This is a genomic window from Cognatishimia sp. 1_MG-2023 (assembly GCF_030548175.1).
Taxonomy (GTDB): Bacteria; Pseudomonadota; Alphaproteobacteria; order Rhodobacterales; family Rhodobacteraceae; genus Cognatishimia.
The window spans coordinates 80,523-101,144 of sequence record NZ_JAUORX010000002.1 but is presented as its reverse complement, the minus strand read 5'-3'; the positions used below and the strand labels follow the sequence as shown (position 1 = coordinate 101,144).

Here is a 20,622-nt window from a genome sequence, read left to right as displayed (position 1 = left end):
AGGCGTCCTTTGATGATCTGATCTTTGGGGAAATGTGAGGGGCGGCGCGGTGGTCCATACGCCTTGTCCCGGCGGCTCGATTTGCTCAGAGCGCCGGGCAGGTAATTCGAATAATGATCGCCATCACATGGGTCATATGCGCGTTATAGGCCTGCCAGCCATGGGCGTAAAGCGGCAACTGGCTTTCCTATCACTGTGACGTCGTAGCACGTTGTACTTTGCCTATCTGTGACCAATTTAGTGCTATCAATGTAAGGCAATATCACCATGGCAAACCCAATGCAGTTGTTTGAGATTTCACCCGAGGAAATCGACCGAATCGTGCGCTTGTTTTATGCACGTATTCGCAAACACGAGGTTTTGGGGCCGGTTTTCTCCGCACATATCGCAGATGCCGACTGGCCTTCTCACGAGGCAAAGATCGCCAGCTTTTGGCGCAATGCCATCCTGAAAGAACGCAGTTATTCAGGCAATCCTATGCGCGTTCATATGCAAACTTCTGATGTGCAGCCGGGGCATTTCACCGATTGGCTTGCGCTTTTTGACGACGTGCTTGTGGACCAATTAGAAACGGACAAAGCCCAAGCGTTTTCGGCATTGGCGCACCGTATCGGCCGCGGTTTACGGTTGGGGCTAGAACACGTTCGCATGCCAAAAGATGTGCCCCCAATCTTGCGCTAGTCGCCAAATAGCCCAGTAAGCGCGCGTTTTACGATGTTGCCAACAGAAGGCTTCGTCGCTTTCGTAAAGGTCAATGGCCGACACACCTCCATCGCCGCAATGCCAACACGGGCCGTCAAAGCACCGTTCACCATGCCTTCGCCAAAACGACGGCTGATTTTTCCAAGCACGGAACCGCCCGCAAGTGACCCAATCAGGTCATCACCAACGGCAACTGCTCCTGTCGTCACAAGATGGGCCATGACAGCGCGCGTCAGACGCCAACTGCCAAGCGTTCCTGAACGGCCAGAATAAACCTCTGCAATCCGCCGGATCATCCGCAGGTTCGAAACCAATGCTGCAATCACATCTGCCAAAGCCAAAGGCACCAAGGCAGTAACCGTCGCAACTTGCCGCGCCGCCTGCTCCACTTCGCGCTTTGCCGCCGCATCCAACGGCGCCAAAAGCTCTTGCTCTACCACAGAAAACACATCAGCCGCGTCAAACACATCTGGCAACCGTTCCGCCAAACGATCCCGCCCCCAGGCGGTTTCAGGGCGGTTTTTATATAGCCCCGCAAGATCACGCGCCACCTTTCGCGCGGCTTCAAGGTTATCATCGGCCAAAGCCGTATCCGCCGCACGGTGCAAAGCATCAACACGCCGCAATCGCGAAAAGGCGAATAACTCTTTCACAGCGATGGCCAGAGACACCGCCAAAAAGGCAATCAACAATACCGTCACGCCAAATCCTAGCAGCGGGTATTGCGTGATCAGACCACTCACGAAATTCCAAGCGGCGATCGAGATGAAAGCTGTCACTAGGCTCAGCAATAGCCCCCAAAACAATCGGCCGATACGCGATGGACGCCGCGCACCAATCTGCATGATGTGCTGCATCGCCATTCCTTGTGCGACGGGCATTTCTTCATCCGTCACCGGGGGCGCATCTGTCACGCTTGGCGTTTCGATCTCGTCCAATTCAATCAAAATTGGCCCGTTTAAATGATCATCCGCGCTCATATTTGCCGCCTTTTCCATTGAAACCGAATGTCCGGCAATTTCTCATCGTTCCCTGCACCATCAGATCGTTCAGTCTCGCAGAAACCTTCGCGCAGATAAAAACGCTGTGCGGCGGTGTTGGCCTGATAGGTCCACAGATCCAACGCGTATTCTTCCATTTGCGCGCCTCGCAAAAGCCGATGACCTAGCCCCAAACCTCGCATCTTTTCTGACACAAATAGTGCATGTACATAGCCATTATTCTTGGCCAAAAAGCCTTGGACCTCTTGACCAACAGTAACCACAGACACCCAATTGCGCCGGATCATCGTTTCACAATACTCGATTGTTTCCGCCAACTTGTGTAGCTTGGGCATCCAAATCGTGTCTTGGATAAACTGGTCTAAAATTTGACCCGCACATACGGCGTCACCCTGCAAAGCTGGTCGCACTAAGATCGTCATAGCCGATCCCCAATCAAGAACTGCGCTGCGCGATCTAGCCGAATGTGCGGCGGCCCAAACCCTGGCTTCATGGTCAAAGTTGATGGTGCAAATGACATAAACTGATAGCTGTCATCCAACCATGTATCCGCGCCGCGTTGCGCTGGAGTGAGCAATTGCATCGGATCGTTAGGCAATTCGCCCGGATAAAACGCGGCCTGCTTGCCGCTATCCAACAAAGTACCACGCACGCAATCAAGACTGCGCCCTTTGTGATCCATCGTTTCCTCGACAGTGGCCCGCAATGACGCAATCGCAAGCGAATGTGTTTTTGCACCTGCGAACTTGGCACGATCCTGCGCCTCGCGCGTAAGTGCCTCCATAATATTGGTTAGGCGCGCGTGTTGACGATGGTGAATATGATCGGCCTTCGTTGCTGCAAAAAGGATGCGCTCAACCCGTTTCCCCAACAAAAGCCTGTTCAGAAACGCATTTCGACCCGGGCGAAACGCCGACAAAATTTCAGCCATGGCAGAACGCATATCATCCACAGCCTGAGGCCCACGGTGTATCGCACCCAAAGCGTCGACCAAAACAACTTGCCGATCGATCCGCGCAAAATGGTCACGGAAAAAGGGCTTAATCACCTGCGCCTTATAGGCTTCAAAGCGGCGCTCCATTTCACGTGCCAAGGATCTACGTGGCGCTTTTTCCAACGGCGGCAAAGGCGCAAATGTCAAAACGGGCGATCCTGCCAAATCGCCCGGTAGCAAGAACCGCCCCGGCGTACAATCGTAAAATCCAGCATCGCGGGCATCATTCAGATATTGCGTAAAGGACTTGGCAAGCCTCTGCGCCAAAGGCTCATCTAAGGTCACCGAGGCATCAACATCCGCGACGCCTTGCAAATAGGCGCTGCCCTGTTCACGTTTGGCCAAACGTTCCAGAACTTCTTGGCTCCATTGCGCATAGGTTTTGTCCAACAACCCCAAATCCAACAGCCACTCACCCGGATAATCCACAATGTCCAAATGAACCGTTCGCGGCCTTTGTAGGCCTGCTAACAGGCCCGCAGGCTGCACCTTTAGTGACAACCGCAACTCGCTTACCGCCCGAGTACTTTCGGGCCAATGAGGGCTTGGGCCTAACAAAGCAGCCCGGTGGTTTTCGTAATCAAAACGGGGTACGGTCACATCGGGCTGGGGTTGCAGATACGCAGCCACGACACGCCCTTCGGTGATTGCGGCAACCTGCGGCATGCGGCCACGATCCAATAGATTGGCCACCAATGACGTGATGAACACTGTCTTGCCAGAGCGCGCCAATCCGGTAACGCCAATGCGGATCACTGGTTCAAACAGGGCTTCTGACAAACCATCGCCAACAGCTTCGACACGCCGTGATACTTCGTTTGCTAGATCGGTGATGATCACATTGGTCCCCTTCGTCCTTGCATTCAAATATGCAGGACAATCAATGTTTTCCATAGGTGCTTTACGCGTTTAATCAGGGAAAAAGTGAATTTCCTCCCCCTAAATAGTGTTGCCCACATGCCCGTCGAACGCTATGGCGAGGCATGGTCCGGATTGCATTAAAAGTAGAATACAATGGCGCGCCCTTTGTGGGCTGGCAACGCCAAGTCGAGCACCCCTCGGTTCAGGGCGCGATTGAGGCCGCTTTGGCCAAGCTAGAACCAGGCGAGCACACCATCGCTGCTGCAGGCCGCACTGATGCAGGTGTGCATGCGTTGGCGCAGGTTGCGCATTGCGATTTACAAAAGAACTGGACCCCTTTTCGCCTGTCTGAGGCATTGAACTACCATCTCAAACCCAATCCGATTTCGATTGTAGATGCGGCAATTGCCAATGATGATTGGCACGCGCGATTTTCAGCTGTTGAGCGGCGCTATCTTTTTCGCATTCTCATGCGACGCGCCCCATCCACGCATCAACAAGGCCTAGTATGGCACCTTAAGAACGAACTTGATGTCGACGCGATGCAAGAAGGCGCAAATCGGTTATTGGGGCACCACGATTTCACGACTTTCCGCTCTTCGATTTGTCAGGCGGCAAGCCCCCTAAAAACATTGGATGAACTGCGCGTTGAACGGGTCGAGACCCTTTGGGGCCCAGAAGTGCACTTTCACGTGCGGGCGCGATCCTTCTTGCACAACCAAGTGCGTAGCTTCGTTGGAACGTTAGAGCGTGTCGGTTCAGGGAACTGGACACCAGACGACGTTACCGCCGCCTTGGAAGCCAAAGACCGTGCTGCATGTGGGCCGGTCAGCCCACCGCAAGGTTTGTATTTGGCTGATGTTATCTATCCGGATTCGCCGTTCTAACGCGGGTCTCAGCAAAAACGCGGAACGGGGATTAGCTGTGTCCCTCTTCGAGATGCAGTTTCATATCCAGTAGAACTTGTTGCAACGCCAGCGTTTCCTTTAGCAAACGCTTTGCTTCGTTGATGGTAATAACACCATCCTCGATGGACTGGTTATATTCGGCCATCAACATCGCAAACCGTTGGCTCAGCGCAATCACGTCTGCATTTACGCCACCTTTAGAGTCAGTATTTCGGCGGCGCTCATCAAAGGACAGTGTGATCCCCTTAAGCTCTGCCAAGGCAGTGGTCACATGGGGGTGTCCAGAGGCAGCTTCTAGTGCGGCGACGGCGTCAACCGGCATAAAACGGTCTGCATGTTCTTCGTGATCAGAGTAGTACCGACCCAAAGTTGCTTTTGATTTACCAGTCAGTTCGCAGGCCCGTTCGATGCCAACATCTTTTACCAGAGCTTCTGTATGTTTCTTCAAGTAGCTGCCGTTGCCAGGCATAGCCATCCCCCAATACCGCCCCCCGCCCAAAACGGGGAAATCACTAAGTCTTTTCCCATTAAAGATATTCTTTGCATTTGTCATTTCTAAATTGTCCTGCGGAGATCAGGAATTCGGTTCGAACCCCAGAATTCGACACTGAAGCGATGAATGACATTGAAGAGCGCTTCCTCGGGTGCTTGGATTTGGAGTTTCTGTTTGAGGAGGGACACGGTAAGCGGCTCGCGGTATCCCCAGAGGCTACGCCACACTACGCGCGCTATTTTACGAGTTCTCAAACAGATCCGGGCGGCCTTCTGCAGGTCGTCCGGGCTTTGCGGAAATGCAAAGTGCACTTGATTTCCCTGCCTGCCTCATCCTATCAGCAAGGGCATGGCAAAACTCTATTTTCACTACTCCACCATGAATGCGGGCAAGTCGACTGTCTTGCTGCAAGCTGCCCACAATTACCGTGAACGCGGCATGGATTGTTACCTTTTGACAGCGAAATTAGATCACCGTGCGGGCGAAGGACGCATTGCCTCACGGATCGGAATTTCGGCCGCGGCCGAGACGTTTAGCCCGGATTGCGATCTCTTCAACCGCATTAAAAACCACATCGAAAACAATAAGATAGCCTGCATTTTCATTGATGAATCCCAGTTCCTAAGCAAGGATCAAGTGTGGCAGCTCGCCCGTGCCGTGGACGATCTAAAAGTACCGATCATGTGCTATGGGCTACGGGTGGATTTCCAAGGTGAGCTGTTCCCCGGATCAGCGGCTTTGTTGGCCTTGGCGGATGAAATGCGCGAGGTGCGAACCATTTGTCATTGCGGGAAAAAAGCGACCATGGTTGTGCGTCAGGATGCAGATGGATTCGTGCTGCGCGAGGGGGCGCAGGTGCAGGTTGGGGGCAACGAATCCTATGTCTCTCTCTGCCGTCGCCATTGGCGTTTGGCGGTCGGGGATGCGAGTCTTTCAGAGGCCGTGGAATAGCACCGCACAGCGCGTTAACCCGCCTCCTGATCCTAGGATTCCGGTGACTTACGCTTGGTTAGGCAAAAAATGACCACCACATGTAGCGGTGTTGCGAGATTTCGCCCACAAAGGGCGCTAAGTTCACAATCTGAAAATGTGGAAATTCGTACGTTTCGCGCGTTGAAACGTACGATTCGAGAAAATCTGGTGGGCAAAGGTTAATTTAGGTGTTGCTTGGTGCAACAAAGACGGGTGGCGTTAAGGTTTGGGTCAGCTGGCAAAGTGAGAAACCTCTGCATTTACGCCAAGGCCTGCTGTGTGGACGGAGCAGCCGTTGGCCGTGTTGGGACCTACGACTGCTTCCATTTAGTTCACATATTCATTCGGTCGCTAGTCTTCGAAACTCATTGAGGAATGCATCTGGTTCATATGTCGACGGGATAGAGCCAAGAACCTTGTCTTCAGGTGACGCCACAAACACCGTGGGATACCCTCGTGGCTGTAGGCTGTTACAGCGGGCATAAGCCTTCGCTATCATGGGGTCCTTCAAGGTTGCATTCACAATCTTCTGAGTATCCAGTTTCGGCAATCCAAGTTGCTCTGTAATGTCGTCATATACCTCTGGCTCATTGAGATCCGCACCCTCTTCGTAATGCATCTCTTGCAACCGGTGCGCAAATTCAAGCGCATGGTCGACAGACAGCTCATTCACCTGCAGAACAGCCTGTCCGGGTCTTTCAGAAGACGCATCCACTGTCTTCTTTTGAGCAATAAACCTGTGGAATGCCTCGCTTGGTTTGCGACCTGTCACCTGCTCCAAATGGACTTCTGCCTGACGGATATGTGGGATCAACGAGGCATAGGGTCTGGGTGGGGTCCCGGTAAAGAGACCTCCAGGCAAAACCTCGACCTGGACTTCAGGAAACCGCGCGACAAAGTGGCGAAGGGCTGGGATTAGTCCATAACACCAGCCACATAGAGGGTCATAGGCATAGATTAACTTAACTTTTGAGTTCATTTGGTACCAAGCCTTTGCGCAAAAACGATTTCCATTTCACAAATTCATAGCAACCGATGCGCAAACGCTCTACATGCACATATGATCGTTACTAACGTAAATGATAGCGCATGGCGAAAGACGAGAACTTTAAAACCCCTCCCCCCCTTTCGACGCGGTGTCCGGTCGAGAGCACGGTTGCGCTGATCGGGGGCAAATGGAAGCCCTACGTGTTGTTCAACCTTTTTGACGGCTCGAAGCGCTTTTCCGAGTTAAAGCGAATCATACCGAAAGTTTCCGACCGCATGCTGACCCGCGCTCTGCGCGAATTGGCAGACGACGGATTGATCACGCGCCAGGTCATTGCTCAGGTCCCGGTTAAAGTCGTTTACGCGCTGTCAGAGGATGGAACGTCATTGGTGCCAATATTGGACCAGATGATAAATTGGTCGCAAAATCGATCACTTTCCTGAAAGTCGCAGTGCAACAAACTTCTGCTTCTAACAATAACTGTGAAAAGCGTCGGTGAACAACAGTCGGCTGAAAAGATGCTGTTCCATTCCGGTCATTCACGCTCGACGCAGTATTTTGCAAAGTGGACTCAAACCGGACATTCGCCGCACTTTCTTCAGAACATTCTTGATGCCTACCTCTGCATGAAGCCTACAAAACACCGCCTCCTTGACTCTCGCCACAAAATCAATCAAACGATTGATTGATGGATAAAACAGTACACACTTATCGTGATGGTGACACGCGGCGGGGGCAGATTGCTCGGGCGGCGCGGGGGTTGATTGCACAAAAGGGCATGGCCGGTTTGCGAACCCGGGCGGTGGCGGAGCGGGCTGGGATTAATGTCTCTACCTTGCATTTTCATGTGAAAGGCAAGGCGGGTTTGCTGGAGTTGATCACCAAGGAAACGATTGCGAGTTTTCAGGCGCGGTTGCCGGTGCTTGATCTGGTGGCGGGCGATGCGATGGACATGTTGCGGCTGGAGATCGCTTCGTATCGCGACAGTTTGGAGCATCACGCCGATGAGGCGCAGGCGTTTTTTGAGATTTCCAATGCGGCAGGGCAAGACCCGGTGATCGCTGCGTTGATTGAGGATTTCACGACCGATTGGCGGGATCGGTTTGTCGCGATTTTGACCAAGGGGCGGGATGACGGTGTGTTTCGCGCGACGTTGGACCCACTGGCTGCAGCGTTGATGGTCACCTCGTCCTTGGTGGCGTTTGCGCGGGTCGCACCGGAAGGGTTGCAGATGTTTGGCTGGGTCGGTGAAGAGATCGAGCGCAGCGTATTGGCCTGAAGGAGGCTGTTATTATGTTTTCCAGAATGAGCGAGTATCAAATCCGTAAGGCTGAGGCCGAGGGGCAGTTTGACGATCTGAAAGGTGCGGGCAAGCCTTTGGGACGTGCGGATGACGGCGACTTTTCCGAGAACGTCGGGTTTCGGATTATGGCCGAGGCTGGTGCGCTGCCGAAAGAGGTGGAGCTAAAGCTGGCGGAAGAAGCCCAGCTGAAGGTGCTGGCCGGGACCACGGATGCCGTGGCGCGTAAGGAAGAGATGCGCAAGTTGGCGGATGTGCAGATGCGGCGCGCTATTCAGGAAGAGGCACGCCGCAAGTATTGGACAAATGGCTAAGGGTTAGACGCCGTTTGGTAGCGGCTCTCCCTTGGTGAAGGCGATCAGGTTGTCGACGGCCATGAGGCCCATGTCGGTGCGGACCTCTAGCGCGGCGGTGCCGAGGTGCGGCAGGAGCGTGACGTTTTCCATGGCGATTAGAGCCTCGGGCACTTTGGGTTCGAATTCGTAAACGTCCAGCCCAGCGCCTGCGATTTTTTGGGTTTGGAGGGCTGTGATCAAGGCGGCCTCGTCCACGATCTCGCCCCGGGCGATGTTGATGAAATGGGCGTGGGGCTGCATGGCGTCAAAGGTGTCGGCGTTGATCAAGTGGCGGGTGTCAGCGCCGCCGGGAAGGGCGACGACGAGGATGTCGACTTGGGCCGCGAGGTCTTGCAGGGTGGTGATTTGCTCGGCGGGGAAGTCCATCGTTTTGGCGGAGCGGTTCACGTATTTCACCGTCATGCCAAAGCCAAAATGGCAGCGTTTGGCGATGGCTTGGCCGATGCGGCCCATGCCGACGATGCCCACGGTTTTGCCGGACATATGCATGCCAAGGAATTGGGTGGGGTGCCAGCCGTGCCACGCACCTGCTCTGACGATGCGTTCGCCTTCGCCCGCGCGGCGGCAGGACATGAGCATCAGCGTCATTGCGATGTCGGCGGTGGCGTCGGTGACGGCGCCGGGGGTGTTAGAGACTTGGAGACCGGCCTGTTTAGCGGCATCGGTGTCGATGTGGTTATAGCCCACACCAAAGTTCGCAAGGATTTGGGCGCGGGGGGTGGCGACATCTGCGAAGACATGGGCGTCGTAGAGGTCGCCCAAGGTTGGCAGGACTGCATCATAATCACGTAAGCTGCTGCGCAGTTCGCCCGAGGTAAGCGGCGTTGTCTCTTGGCGAACGGTGACGGCGAAATGGGCTTGGGCTGCGGCGATGACGGTTTCGGGCAGCGGGCGTGTAATGAGCAGTGTTTTCAAAACAGGCGTCCTCCGTTTGGGACTGGTTTATCCGGGGTGATCAAGACAACCCCGCCTTCGTCATCGGGCATGCCGAGGACAAGGATTTCGGACATGAATTTGCCGATCTGGCGGGGTGGGAAGTTGACCACGGCCAGCACTTGTTTCCCGATCAGCGCTTCTGGCGTGTAGTGTTTGGTGATTTGGGCCGAGCTTTTCTTAACCCCGATATCACCGCCGAAATCGACCCAGAGTTTGATCGCGGGTTTGCGCGCCTCTGGGTAGGGTTGGGCATCGGTGATGGTGCCGGTGCGTATGTCGACCTTTAGGAAATCGTCAAAGGTGATGTCAGCCATTGGATAGTTCCTTGGAGCGATGGGTGGCGGCGGCAACTGTGGATTTGATCAGATGCGGCAGGCCGGATTGATCCGCCATCAAGACATCAAGACCCGCTTGGGTGGTGCCATTGGGGCTGGTGACATTGATGCGTAACTGCGCTGGGGTTTCGTCGGCTTGTTCGGCCAATGCCCCTGCCCCGGCGACGGTGGCCTTGGCCAGTGCCATTGCGAGATCGGGCGCGAGGCCTTGCGCCTCGCCTGCGGCGGCCATGCATTCGATCATGTGAAAAACATAGGCGGGGCCAGAGCCGGACAGGCCGGTGACCGCATCCATTTGAGTTTCTGCATCAAGGCGGACAGTTTGGCCGACCGCGTTTAGCAGGTCGGATGCAAGATCAAGGTGCGCCGCGGTTGCGGTGGTATTGCCGACAATCGCTGTGATCCCTTTGCCAACGGCGGCGGGCGTGTTTGGCATTGCGCGAATGATCGGTGTCTGCGCGCCAAGGATGTCTTGGTATTGCGCAATAGAAATGCCTGCGGCGACAGATAGGAATAGCGTGCTGCCGTTGCCCATTTTTTGTAGGACAGGCAAGGCTTCGGTCATCATTTGCGGCTTTACGGCAATGAGGACGATAGCCGGGTTTGCCGGAAGTTCTGCATTGACGTGAACGCCGGTGGATTTGACCCAATCAGAGGGAAAGGGATCTTGGACGTAGACCGATGTTGCCGGTAGGCCATCAGACAGCCAGCCTTGCAACATGGCCGACCCCATCTTGCCACACCCCAAAAGAACAAGGCCCTGTTGGGCCAGATATTGCATGTCCATAATCGCACCTCTTTGTTGGGGGCAATGTGGCGTGAAATTTACGGGGCGTCGAGTGCGGAACCGCGCAAAATTTGTGATGAGGGCCATTCCTTGAGGGGATTGGCCGAAATGCAGATTGATTTCGAGTTTCGCGCATATAGGGCGGTCAATTGGGTGGCATCGCGTTGACACTTTTGCAATGTTCTGGCTTTATTCTCCGAAAAATAGGCGAGCACGTTGATGTCCAAGACTTCTCTGAATTCCATTGAGCTTTGCGCAGGCGGAGGCGGGCAAGCCTTGGGTCTGGAGCGTGCGGGATTTGGTCACGAAGCCTTGGTTGAAATCGATCCGTGGGCGCGCAAAACGCTGAATTTGAACCGCCCGCAGTGGAATGTGTTAGAAGGCGATCAGGCTGATCTGACCACCTTTGATCCCACTCCCTATAAAGGCATTGATTTGGTTGCTGGGGGCGTGCCCTGCCCGCCGTTTTCAAAGGCTGGCAAGCAGTTGGGCGCGAATGACGAGCGGGATTTGTTCCCGGATGCAGTGCGTGTTGTTGATGAGACGCGACCCAAGGCTGTGATGTTGGAAAACGTGCGCGGCTTTTTGGATGCGGTGTTTCATGATTATCGGCTTAACCTAAAGAAACAGCTGAAAAAGCTGGGCTACGGATTGGTTGATTGGCACCTGTATAACGCCAGCGATTTTGGCGTGTCACAACTGCGCCCGCGTGTTGTGATTGTCGCTATTCACAATGACTATTTAGATGCGTTCAAATGGCCAACGGGCGGGCACGAAACGCCGCCGACCGTTGGGCAACTGCTGTACCCGCAGATGGCCGCGAACGGCTGGAAGGGTGCCGCCAAGTGGCGCGATGGCGCAGATGAGATTGCGCCGACATTGGTGGGCGGATCAAAGAAACATGGCGGGCCGGATTTGGGACCAACACGGGCAAAGAAGGCGTGGGCCGCACTGGGTGTGAACGGCATGACCTTAGCCGAAGAGGCGCCAGAGCGCGATTTCGTGGGCATGCCACGGTTGACGGTGCAGATGGCGGCGAAAGTTCAGGGATTTCCAGACGACTGGATCTTTGCCGGGAAAAAGACGAATGCCTATCGTCAGGTGGGCAATGCCTTTCCTCCGCCCGTTGCGGCAGCAGTTGCGACGAACATTCGAGCGGCCATTGAAAACACGCAAAAAATCTATGCGGTGGCTTAGATGACCGCCTGGTTGGCTGAGGCCCGCAGCCAGTTTCATGCAGATTGCCTAAACGGCCCAATCAGTGAAACCAAAGGCGTGCCCAGTATTGCCGATGTGTCTAACAAGGCCAGCCGAGAGATTTCGGTGGGTTTGGTGGCCAAGATTGGGCGATCCCAGCAGATGTCGGAAAAACCAGCCGGGCAAACGGCGGGTCATATGTTTGAAAGTGTGTGTCAGAAGTTTCTGGCCGATAGCTTTGAACATTTGGCGCATTTGCGGCCCGGTACGTTTTCTGTGGAACGCGGCAAGCCGATTACGCAGTTTGATCAATATGCGCATTTGGATGAAATCCGCATATTGGCCAATGAGAACCGCGCGTTAAAGACGCATTTGGGTGCGGATTATCTGATTAAGCCGGATATTGTTGTGGCGCATACGGCTGTTTCGGACCCTGCGATTAACCAACATCGCGATTTGGTCGACACATCGGTCGCGCGGCATACGTCGTTGCGGCAGGCGAATGGGGCCTTGGCGACATTGCATGCGTCGATCAGTTGTAAGCTGACGATCCGGTCAGATCGGGTGCAAAATACGCGGTCTGAGGCATTGAATTTGATCCGTAATCGTAAGGGGCGCTTGCCGCATATCGCGGCTGTAACGGCGGAGCCCACACCGTCGCGGATTGCGGCGATTGCGCTTGGCACAGGCGATATCGACTGTGTTTACCACTTTGCGCTGCATGAATTGGTAGAGGTTCTGCGTGAGCAGGATCGGGAGACCTTGGAATTGGTCGAAACCATGATCGACGGGAAACGGCTGAAAGACATTTCAGATTTGCCGTTGGATTTGGTGATTTAGCCCTCCGTCCATTGCGGAGGGCGCAGTTGTTATGCCCGGCCGTAGGCTTCGGCGATGGCGACTTGCATGGCGTCTTCGACAGTGCGACCGCCCCAAGTTGCCAATTGGATCGCAGGGTAGAACCGCTCTGCGCTCATGATCGCGACGTTGATCATGGTGTCGACTTGATCTGGGCTTGCCACCTGCCCGCCCGCCAACACAAGGCCGTAGCGGTAGATCATGAGCTGTTGCTCTGCCCAGAAGGTAAAGCCGCCTGCCCAGCATTGATCGTTGATTGCGTTGAGGGTTTCGTAAAGCTCTGGCATTTTGTCTGCCGGAGGCTCCATTTCAAAGGAGCAAACCATCTTGAGGGTTTCGTCAAAGCCTGACCACGCGAGGGTGATAGAATAGGTCCGCCACTGGCCTTCGATGGACATCGCGATTTGGTCTTCGGCGATGCGGTCAAACGTCCAGTCGTGGGTTGCGGCAATGTGTTCGACGATGTCGATCGGATGTATCTCTTCTTCGAGATACTGCTCTGATAATGCCATAGCGCCACCTCTTTCTTATTATGCGCTTTGACGTGGCAGCGTCATAGCGCTTGGTGCCTGCTCGAAGGGCTGTGGATAACTCTTCAACCCATACTAGATATGGTATGGGTGTGCCGCGAATCAGTAAAGAGAAATATTTGTGGATAACGCAATTAGCTGTGGATTGTTTTGAGCTGTAAGAAACAGTGATGCTGCGGGGCGGCATTTTGGCAGCGCTCTAGAAACGCAAAAAGCCCCAGCCGAATGGCCGGGGCTTCTTTGACTTTGTTGAAGGCGTTAGCGGTTCTCTCGTCGCTCTCGCATCAGGCCAATTGCCAGCGAACCGCACATCAGCACCAAAACAATTGCAAAAGGGAAACCTGTTGCAATTGACGCTGCTTGCAAAGCCCCCAGGCCACCGCCGAGAAGAAGCACAATCGCGATCGCCCCTTCGAGCACACACCAGAACACACGCTGTGGTGTTGGTGCATCTGTTTTACCCCCTGCAGTAATCGTATCGATCACGAGCGAACCGGAATCCGAAGATGTGACAAAGAACACCACCACTAGAATGATGCCAACAAAGGATAGAATACCAGTCAGCGGGAAAGCTTCGAACATGGTGAACATCTTGAGCTCAAGCGCTGCGCCTTGTAGGGCCTCGCCTGTGCCTGCCATCACCTGATCAAGCGCCGCTCCTCCAAAGACGCTCATCCAAAGAGCGCCAACCACGGTCGGTATCAACAGAACGCAGATCACGAACTCGCGGATTGTGCGACCGCGCGAAATGCGGGCAATGAACATGCCAACGAAAGGTGACCAGCTGATCCACCACGCCCAGTAGAATGCAGTCCAGCCTTGCATAAAGTTGGTATCTTCACGGCCAAAGACGCCGGACAAGGCGGGTAAGTTTTTGGCGTAAACCCACATGTTGTCAAAGAAGCCGGTAAAGATTGCGATGGTTGGGCCGACGATGATCACCAGAACCAATAGAGCCGCAGCCAACATCATGTTCAGTTCTGAGAGGCGTTTGACGCCTTTGTCCAACCCGGCCACGACTGACACCAAGGCAAAGGCGGTGATTGCCACAATCAGCAGGACTTTCATTGTGTCGTTGATGGGCACATCAAAGAGGTAGTTCAGCCCGGCTAGTGCCTGAGTGGCGCCAAGACCAAGCGAGGTTGCCAAACCGAAGATGGTGGCGAATACGGCGAGGACATCAATGATGTGACCAAGCGGACCCCAAGTCGCCTCTCCGAGGATGGGATAAAAGACTGACCGCATGGTGAGCGGCAGGCCTCTGTTAAAGCTGAAGAACGCCAGCGCTAGGCCAACCACTGCGTAAATCGCCCAGGGATGCAGACCCCAGTGAAAGATCGTAGCGGCCATGGCTAGATCACGCGCTGCGGCCGGATCACCAGCGGCTGCTGCGAGGGGTGCCCAATCGGTGCGCGCTCCGGCTTCGGCGACTGTGCCGCCTATTGATGCGCCGTAGTGAGAGATGGGTTCAGCCACACCCCAGAACACAAGGCCGATGCCCATGCCTGCGGCAAACAGCATCGCGAACCATCCACCATAACCATAATCTGGGCGCGCCTCTGCCCCGCCTAAGCGGATCGACCCAAACGGTGAAATCACAAGAAATAGCGAAAAGAGAACAAAAATGTTCCCGGCCAACATAAAGACCCAATCAAAGCGACTGGTCAAAGCCGGGCGAAGCCACCCGAAAAAGCTGGCTGCTTGTTCTTTGAATACCAGTGAAAAGAACACAAAGGCCACGATGGTCAGGCCTGATACAAGAAATACCGGATTGTGAATATCCAGCCCTAGGACTTGGATATTATCGCGACCGACCCGGTAGTCGGTCTGAGTATTGTCCGTCATTTTCCTTCTCCCTTATCTATGCAGACAAGGGTGCACCCAATTCGCCGTTCCAATTATTGGAAAGGGGCGCTTCATGAAGGTTTTGCGACGTTTTTCCAGGAAATGCGTGCTAAATAAACCACCCCTGACTGAATCAAGGAACGCCAAGCAATCAGAGGTTGATTATTTTAGGGCAGATCCTGTGACCTGCCCAAATCGCTTACTTCCCTTCAAGCGCGTCCAGGCGGGCTTTGAGGGTTTCGTTTTCTTCGCGGGCCTTTTGGGCCATGGCGCGGACGGCGTCGAATTCTTCGCGGGTGACGAAGTCTCGATCTGCCAACCAGCGATCCATCAAGGATTTCATGGCATTCTCTGCCTCATCCTTGGCGCCCTGAGCCACGCCCATGGCGTTGGTCATCAGCTGGGAAAAGTCGTCCATAATTTTGTTGCGGGTTTGCATCTTTCGCACTCCGGCTAGGTGACGTTACATTCAGACCCTATATGGGGTGGAATGCGGCGAGTCACAAGGTTGACTTCCCCCCACAGGCAGAGGCAGACAGACGCACATGCAGGCATTGATCCCCTTCCCCGAGATTTCACCCGAAATATTCACCCTATCGCTGGGCGGCTTTGAGTTCGCGCTGCGCTGGTATGCGATGGCGTATATCGTCGGTATCCTGATTGCTTGGCGCATCTCTGTGCGAGCGGTCCGAACCGCGCGACTATGGCGTGATGGACAAGCGCCGATGGAAGCGGTGCAGGTCGAGGATTTACTGACCTGGGTTATTCTCGGCATCATTTTGGGTGGCCGGTTGGGCTATGTGTTGTTTTATCAGCCCGCCTATTACCTGAGCCACCCCATGGAGATTTTGCAGGTCTGGCAAGGCGGTATGGCGTTTCATGGCGGCATGCTGGGCGTTGTGGTGGCCGGTTGGATTTACTGTGCGCGGAACGGGTTGCCGAAGCTATCGGTGGCGGATGCGATTGCGGTGGGCGTGCCGGTTGGTTTGATGTTGGGCCGGATTGCGAATTTCATCAATGCAGAGCTATGGGGACGCGCCACTGACCTGCCTTGGGGCGTGGCCTTTCCGGGGTTGGATGCGCAGAGCTGCGGTCAGATTGAAGGCATTTGTGTGCGCCACCCAAGCCAATTGTACGAGGCGTTTCTGGAAGGTGTTGTGTTGTTGGCCATCCTGCTTTGGCAGGGTTGGAAGCGGGATGCGTTTCAGATGCCGGGGCGGATCACGGGGATTTTCTTTGCCGGATATGGTCTTGCGCGGTTCATGGTTGAATTTGTGCGCCAGCCGGATGCGCAGTTTGTGAGCGAAGGCAATCCGCTTGGCTGGGCGTGGCAGATGGGCGGCGTTGGATTAACCATGGGGCAAATTCTGAGCCTGCCAATGATAATCCTTGGGTTGTGGCTGATGCGTCGTGCTGCCAAGGTGGTGGCATGATCACAGGGACACCTTTGAAAGACGTATTGATTGACCGCATCCGCGCGGTTGGGCCGATCCGGCTGTCGGACTATATGGCCGAATGTTTGATGCATCCGCAGTATGGGTATTACGCAACGCGCGATCCGCTGGGTGCGCAGGGTGACTTCACCACCGCGCCCGAAATGACGCAGATGTTTGGTGAGTTGTTGGGGCTGTCTTTGGCGCAGGCTTGGATGGATCAAGGTGCGCCAAAGCGATTTGCTTTGGCAGAGGCCGGTCCGGGACGCGGTACATTGATGGCTGATCTGTTGCGGGCGACGCGACGGGTGCCGGGATTTCATGACGCATTGGAATTGCATCTGGTTGAAGCATCCCCTGCGCTACGCCGGAAACAGCGCGAGTTGCTGGGGGATGCGACGTGGCATGACACGGTTGATACCCTGCCCGAAATGCCGCTGTATTTCATTGCGAACGAGTTTTTTGACGCCTTGCCGATCCGCCAGTTTATTCGCGAGGGCGATGTTTGGCGTGAACGCTTGGTTGGGTTTGAGAATGGTACGTTGTGTTATGGGCTAAGCGCGGCGGTGCCGCAGCAGGCCTTGGCGCATCGGTTGCAGGACACCCAAGAGGGTGACTTGGTTGAAATATGTGAAGCGGCAGCGCCGATTGTAAACGAGATCGGCAAGCGTATTTCGCAGCATGGCGGCGCGGCTTTGATCATCGACTACGGGGATTGGCGCTCGCTTGGGGATACGTTTCAGGCGTTGAAAGCCCATCAAGAAGTTGATGCGTTGGATGTGCCCGGAGAAGCGGATTTGACCGCGCATGTGGATTTTGAGGCGCTGTGTATGGCGACGCCTAGCAAGTTTTCGCGGGTCACGCCGCAGGGTGTGTTTTTGGAGCGTTTGGGGATCACAACGCGGGCGCAAACCTTGGCAGCACTGATGGAACCTGTGACCATGGAAGAGCATATTGCAGCACATCGGCGCTTGACCCACCCTGACGAAATGGGAAATCTATTCAAAGTTGTTGCCTTTTACCCAGAAGGCGCCACCCCTCCTGCCGGAGTAGAAGCATGACCCTTGAGATTTTATCCTCTGCAAGCCTTTCCCCTGTGCGCCACGGGTTCTTTACCCGCAAAGGCGGGGCCTCTTCCGGGGTGTTTAACGGGCTGAATTGCGGCACTGGCAGCTCTGACCAAAGCGAGATTGTCGAGATCAACCGCACTCGTGTGGCGCAAGCAATGGATGTTGAAGAGCTGGCGCGCGTGCATCAGGTGCATTCGGCGGATGTGGTCACAGTGACGGATGCGTCGGCAGATCATGGCAAGGCGGACGCTATGGTGACCAATGTGCCGGGTATCGCGTTGTCGATTTTGACGGCGGATTGTCAGCCGGTGCTGTTTGCGGATCGGATGAACGGTGTGATCGGTGCGGCCCATGCGGGATGGCGTGGTGCGCTGGACGGCGTTTTGGATGCGACAGTTGATGGCATGGTGGCATTGGGTGCTGATCGTGATGAGATTTTTGCGGTGATTGGGCCGTGCATTAGCCAGCGGGCTTATGAAGTTGGGCCAGAGTTTCTGGATGCCTTTATGACTGAGGACACAGAGAATTCGCGTTTCTTTGGCCAAGGTCAGAACGGGCGGTACATGTTTGATTTGCCTGCGTTTGGCCTGCATCGTTTGCGCGAGACTGGCATTGGTGGGGCGGAATGGATCAGGCATTGTACCTATAGTGATCCGGAACGGTTCTTTTCATATCGCCGCGCAACCCATGCGCAAGAAGCCGATTATGGGCGTTTGATTTCGGTTATTCGGATGTAATTCCCAGTAAATCTGACATCGTTTTACCTCTGCAACTCCGTCAAATCTTGCGATTGTCGCCGCAACTATGCCCCAATTCAGGGTCAGATTGTTCAGGAACCAAGGACAATCCCGAATGGGCAAGACGGAGCAGACCTCATGTGTAAACAACGTTTTTTGAAATCTATCATCGCAACCAGCAAAGCAGAGCAGCCGGTGCTGCCGTGGGCTAAAAAGCGGATGATGGGTCTTAGCCAAGTATCGCTGAAACCAGCGCTGACGCTGAAGCAAACCGCTTAAGCCGATCTAATTTCCTTCCCCCGGAAAGCCCCCGCTCGGACGATGTCCGACGGGGGTTTTTGGTTTTAGGCGGCCAGTTTTGCGAATGTGTTTACGGTTTTTACCCAACCGTCGACTTGGCCATCTTTGGGATGGCTGGCCTGGGCAAATGTTGTGACCTTTGTTTTCAGGCCGATAAAGCCAAGGATCTGACGGCGGAGTTGCCAGATCAAAGCATTTTTCAAGATTAGCCGGAAATACCAAGCTGGTGAATCTGAGGTTAGAAAGACCCGCGCCGTGCGGCCGCCCAGCATGGGTTTTGGCATCTTTCCACGTGTGTCGAACGTGCGCCCCGGTAGGAATGAGCGATCGATCATTCCTTTGAGCTTTGCAGGCAAGCCGCCCCACCACATAGGCGTGGCAAGGACCATGTGTTCGGACCATTCGATGTTTTGCAGGATTGTTTCGAGATCAGGCTCTAGCGGTTTGGAATTTTTATAGCCGCCAAATTCATAGTCCATATCGAAATCTAAATCACGGACATGGGCGATGCGCACGTCGTGACCAGAGGCACGCGCTGCGTCGGCATAGGATTCAGCAAATGTGCGAGACAATGAGGTTTCTGCGGGGTGTCCATTTAGGACGAAGATACGTTTCTGTGACATGATTCTTTCCAATTAATGACCATGGTCAATTTGATACACCTAAAAAATGACCACGGTCAATTATTGAATTTGACCGCGGTCATAAAGCATGCCAAAAACGGGTATGGTCAAAGTACAAACACGCACATTGAAAACCCGCGCAAAGCTGATTGAAGCTGCGCAGGTAGTAGTAGACGAAGCTGGGTATGAGGCCTTGCGGGTTGAGCAAGTCGTCGCAAGCGCAGGTGTTGCAAAGGGGACGTTCTTTGCACATTTCAAAGACAAAGACGCGCTGATGGAGCAGTTGATCGGCCCAAAGGTTGATAGCTACCTTGATGCGATTGAAACGCTCCCTGCCCCAAAGGATGTTGAGGGGCTGGTTCAGGCCTTGATGCCATTGGTCGGGTTCATGACCAGCGAACGCTATGTGTTTGATGTGATCCTGCGCCACTCTGGTGCGGCCGCAAAAGAGACCATTGGCCCAATTGCGCAGAATTTTCAACGCACCGGGATGGTGTTGGGGCCTTGGCTGGCCATGGGACCATTTCGCAAGGACATTTCACCGGAATTGCTGGCAGACGGCGTGGGTGCGTTTCTAATTCAGGCCATGGCGCTGCATTATTGTGCTTTGCACAATGAAATGCTGATGCAAGACCAGCTGCGGATTTATTTGAATGCGTGGCTGATGCCGCAGGCCTGATTAGGCGATGCGGTTGATGCGTTCTTCGAGAACGTCGAACGGCACGCCCGGCTCGTCCTTTGCATCGCGGATCACCAATGAGGTTTTCACGCTTGCCACATTGTCCGCCTTTAACAGATCATTGGTTAGAAAGCTTTGGAATGTAGACAGGTCAGGTGCGACGCATTTCAAGATGAAATCCACCTCGCCGTTCAACATGTGGCATTCGCGGACTAAGGACCATTCACGACAGCGATCTTCGAATGCGGAGAGATCAGATTCAGCTTGGCTGACAAGCCCAACCATCGCAAAGACCTGTACTTCGAAGCCCAGTTCGCGGGAATCAACGTCAGCGTGATAGCCGCGAATGTAGCCTGCTTCTTCCAGCGTTCGCACACGGCGCAGGCACGGAGGTGCCGAAATCCCGACTCGTTTCGCCAACTCAACGTTTGTCATCCGACCGTCCGCTTGCAGCTCGGCAAGAATTTTGCGGTCAATGGGATCAAGCCGGGTGCCGGACATTCAGTATTCTCCGTGAAATTTGCGTTTGTTATAACACCAAGCGCTACATGCGCAATAATATTTCACGAAATGACATTGGGGAATAGCGAGCGGTGCCTCCCCTTTGCTCAGACGATCAGATGTATGTGATGCATATGACCTATGTCGGGGGTTTTAACGTGGCCCTTGGGTCGCTATATCCCCTGTCTAACAACGAACTGCAAGCACATGGGTGGG

General features: G+C 54.5%; 26 protein-coding genes. 13 read left to right on the top strand and 13 right to left on the bottom strand.

The window, feature by feature from the left end; all coding sequences use genetic code 11:
• Nucleotides 1–267 precede the first annotated feature (267 nt).
• The gene (locus Q4544_RS03480) at nt 268–681 is read left to right on the top strand and encodes a group III truncated hemoglobin (RefSeq protein ID WP_303504095.1); all 414 of its coding nucleotides are present in this window, start codon (nt 268–270) and stop codon (nt 679–681) included.
• On the opposite strand, the gene Q4544_RS03475 is transcribed toward Q4544_RS03480, so the two are convergent.
• From Q4544_RS03475 to Q4544_RS03465, 3 genes are read right to left on the bottom strand one after another with little or no spacing between them, the layout of a single operon-like run.
• Nucleotides 678–1,682 carry a YcjF family protein gene (locus tag Q4544_RS03475; RefSeq protein WP_303504094.1) on the bottom strand — a complete coding sequence of 335 codons (1,005 nt, stop codon included), beginning with the start codon at nt 1,680–1,682 and terminating at the stop codon, nt 678–680. The two genes, Q4544_RS03480 and Q4544_RS03475, sit on opposite strands and share 4 nt — an antisense overlap.
• Nucleotides 1,679–2,125 (bottom strand): GNAT family N-acetyltransferase, encoded by a 447-nt coding sequence (locus Q4544_RS03470; protein ID WP_303504093.1) that lies wholly within the window; start codon nt 2,123–2,125, stop codon nt 1,679–1,681. Before Q4544_RS03470 ends, Q4544_RS03475 begins: the two co-directional genes overlap by 4 nt.
• Complete coding sequence (locus Q4544_RS03465) at nt 2,122–3,537, bottom strand: YcjX family protein (protein ID WP_303504092.1); 1,416 nt, start codon at nt 3,535–3,537, stop codon at nt 2,122–2,124. Before Q4544_RS03465 ends, Q4544_RS03470 begins: the two co-directional genes overlap by 4 nt.
• Before the next feature lie 143 nt (nt 3,538–3,680).
• On the opposite strand from Q4544_RS03465, the gene truA reads away from it, so the two are divergent.
• Complete coding sequence (truA, locus tag Q4544_RS03460) at nt 3,681–4,445, top strand: tRNA pseudouridine(38-40) synthase TruA (RefSeq protein ID WP_303504091.1); 765 nt, start codon at nt 3,681–3,683, stop codon at nt 4,443–4,445.
• Between the two features lie 31 nt (nt 4,446–4,476).
• Here the strand turns inward: truA and Q4544_RS03455 are convergent, their stop codons facing one another.
• Entirely contained in the window at nt 4,477–4,935 is a 459-nt protein-coding gene (locus tag Q4544_RS03455; RefSeq protein ID WP_303504090.1) for a hypothetical protein, read from the bottom strand.
• A 372-nt stretch (nt 4,936–5,307) separates the two neighbouring features.
• On the opposite strand from Q4544_RS03455, the gene Q4544_RS03450 reads away from it, so the two are divergent.
• Nucleotides 5,308–5,910, top strand: coding sequence for a thymidine kinase (locus Q4544_RS03450; protein WP_303504089.1), 603 nt, complete (start codon nt 5,308–5,310; stop codon nt 5,908–5,910).
• Nucleotides 5,911–6,271: 361 nt separating this feature from the next.
• Here the strand turns inward: Q4544_RS03450 and Q4544_RS03445 are convergent, their stop codons facing one another.
• Entirely contained in the window at nt 6,272–6,910 is a 639-nt protein-coding gene (locus tag Q4544_RS03445; RefSeq protein WP_303504088.1) for a DsbA family protein, read from the bottom strand.
• Between the two features lie 110 nt (nt 6,911–7,020).
• On the opposite strand from Q4544_RS03445, the gene Q4544_RS03440 reads away from it, so the two are divergent.
• From Q4544_RS03440 to Q4544_RS03430, 3 genes are all read left to right on the top strand, one after another.
• Nucleotides 7,021–7,362, top strand: a complete 342-nt coding sequence (locus tag Q4544_RS03440; RefSeq protein WP_303504087.1) for a helix-turn-helix domain-containing protein — start codon at nt 7,021–7,023, stop codon at nt 7,360–7,362.
• A gap of 245 nt (nt 7,363–7,607) precedes the next feature.
• Nucleotides 7,608–8,198, top strand: a complete 591-nt coding sequence (locus tag Q4544_RS03435; protein WP_303504086.1) for a TetR/AcrR family transcriptional regulator — start codon at nt 7,608–7,610, stop codon at nt 8,196–8,198.
• Between the two features lie 14 nt (nt 8,199–8,212).
• Nucleotides 8,213–8,533, top strand: coding sequence for a DUF1992 domain-containing protein (locus Q4544_RS03430; RefSeq protein ID WP_303504085.1), 321 nt, complete (start codon nt 8,213–8,215; stop codon nt 8,531–8,533).
• Nucleotides 8,534–8,536: 3 nt separating this feature from the next.
• On the opposite strand, the gene Q4544_RS03425 is transcribed toward Q4544_RS03430, so the two are convergent.
• The 3 genes from Q4544_RS03425 to proC are packed head-to-tail and all read right to left on the bottom strand — an operon-like array spanning nt 8,537 to nt 10,633.
• Entirely contained in the window at nt 8,537–9,490 is a 954-nt protein-coding gene (locus Q4544_RS03425) for a D-glycerate dehydrogenase (protein ID WP_303504084.1), read from the bottom strand.
• Nucleotides 9,487–9,825, bottom strand: coding sequence for a tRNA-binding protein (locus Q4544_RS03420; protein ID WP_303504083.1), 339 nt, complete (start codon nt 9,823–9,825; stop codon nt 9,487–9,489). Before Q4544_RS03420 ends, Q4544_RS03425 begins: the two co-directional genes overlap by 4 nt.
• A complete protein-coding gene (proC, locus tag Q4544_RS03415; protein WP_303504082.1) occupies nt 9,818–10,633 on the bottom strand; it encodes a pyrroline-5-carboxylate reductase in 816 nt (271 codons plus the stop codon). Before proC ends, Q4544_RS03420 begins: the two co-directional genes overlap by 8 nt.
• A 219-nt stretch (nt 10,634–10,852) precedes the next feature.
• Between proC and Q4544_RS03410 the strand changes: the two genes are divergently transcribed.
• Nucleotides 10,853–11,830 carry a DNA cytosine methyltransferase gene (locus tag Q4544_RS03410; protein WP_303504081.1) on the top strand — a complete coding sequence of 326 codons (978 nt, stop codon included), beginning with the start codon at nt 10,853–10,855 and terminating at the stop codon, nt 11,828–11,830.
• The gene (locus Q4544_RS03405) at nt 11,831–12,670 is read left to right on the top strand and encodes an NgoMIV family type II restriction endonuclease (protein WP_303504080.1); all 840 of its coding nucleotides are present in this window, start codon (nt 11,831–11,833) and stop codon (nt 12,668–12,670) included.
• Nucleotides 12,671–12,699: 29 nt separating this feature from the next.
• Here Q4544_RS03405 and Q4544_RS03400 read toward each other — a convergent pair whose 3' ends face one another.
• From Q4544_RS03400 to Q4544_RS03390, 3 genes are all read right to left on the bottom strand, one after another.
• Nucleotides 12,700–13,200, bottom strand: a complete 501-nt coding sequence (locus Q4544_RS03400) for a YbjN domain-containing protein (RefSeq protein ID WP_303504079.1) — start codon at nt 13,198–13,200, stop codon at nt 12,700–12,702.
• 276 nt (nt 13,201–13,476) lie between these two features.
• The gene (locus Q4544_RS03395; RefSeq protein WP_303504078.1) at nt 13,477–15,063 is read right to left on the bottom strand and encodes a BCCT family transporter; all 1,587 of its coding nucleotides are present in this window, start codon (nt 15,061–15,063) and stop codon (nt 13,477–13,479) included.
• A gap of 199 nt (nt 15,064–15,262) precedes the next feature.
• Entirely contained in the window at nt 15,263–15,502 is a 240-nt protein-coding gene (locus tag Q4544_RS03390) for an accessory factor UbiK family protein (protein ID WP_303504077.1), read from the bottom strand.
• 106 nt (nt 15,503–15,608) lie between these two features.
• Here Q4544_RS03390 and lgt point away from each other — a divergent pair, with 106 nt between their 5' ends.
• From lgt to Q4544_RS03370, 4 genes are all read left to right on the top strand, one after another.
• Entirely contained in the window at nt 15,609–16,496 is an 888-nt protein-coding gene (lgt, locus tag Q4544_RS03385) for a prolipoprotein diacylglyceryl transferase (RefSeq protein WP_303504076.1), read from the top strand.
• Nucleotides 16,493–17,557, top strand: coding sequence for a class I SAM-dependent methyltransferase (locus Q4544_RS03380; RefSeq protein ID WP_303504075.1), 1,065 nt, complete (start codon nt 16,493–16,495; stop codon nt 17,555–17,557). The genes lgt and Q4544_RS03380 overlap by 4 nt, the downstream gene beginning before the upstream one ends.
• Nucleotides 17,554–18,303 carry a peptidoglycan editing factor PgeF gene (gene pgeF, locus Q4544_RS03375; RefSeq protein ID WP_303504074.1) on the top strand — a complete coding sequence of 250 codons (750 nt, stop codon included), beginning with the start codon at nt 17,554–17,556 and terminating at the stop codon, nt 18,301–18,303. Before Q4544_RS03380 ends, pgeF begins: the two co-directional genes overlap by 4 nt.
• Nucleotides 18,304–18,441: 138 nt before the next feature.
• Nucleotides 18,442–18,582, top strand: a complete 141-nt coding sequence (locus tag Q4544_RS03370; protein ID WP_303504073.1) for a hypothetical protein — start codon at nt 18,442–18,444, stop codon at nt 18,580–18,582.
• 65 nt (nt 18,583–18,647) lie between these two features.
• Here the strand turns inward: Q4544_RS03370 and Q4544_RS03365 are convergent, their stop codons facing one another.
• Nucleotides 18,648–19,226 (bottom strand): NAD(P)H-dependent oxidoreductase, encoded by a 579-nt coding sequence (locus Q4544_RS03365; RefSeq protein ID WP_303504072.1) that lies wholly within the window; start codon nt 19,224–19,226, stop codon nt 18,648–18,650.
• An 88-nt stretch (nt 19,227–19,314) separates the two neighbouring features.
• On the opposite strand from Q4544_RS03365, the gene Q4544_RS03360 reads away from it, so the two are divergent.
• Nucleotides 19,315–19,905 carry a TetR/AcrR family transcriptional regulator gene (locus Q4544_RS03360; RefSeq protein WP_303504071.1) on the top strand — a complete coding sequence of 197 codons (591 nt, stop codon included), beginning with the start codon at nt 19,315–19,317 and terminating at the stop codon, nt 19,903–19,905.
• On the opposite strand, the gene Q4544_RS03355 is transcribed toward Q4544_RS03360, so the two are convergent.
• A complete protein-coding gene (locus Q4544_RS03355) occupies nt 19,906–20,406 on the bottom strand; it encodes an Lrp/AsnC family transcriptional regulator (protein ID WP_303504070.1) in 501 nt (166 codons plus the stop codon).
• Nucleotides 20,407–20,622 lie beyond the last annotated feature (216 nt).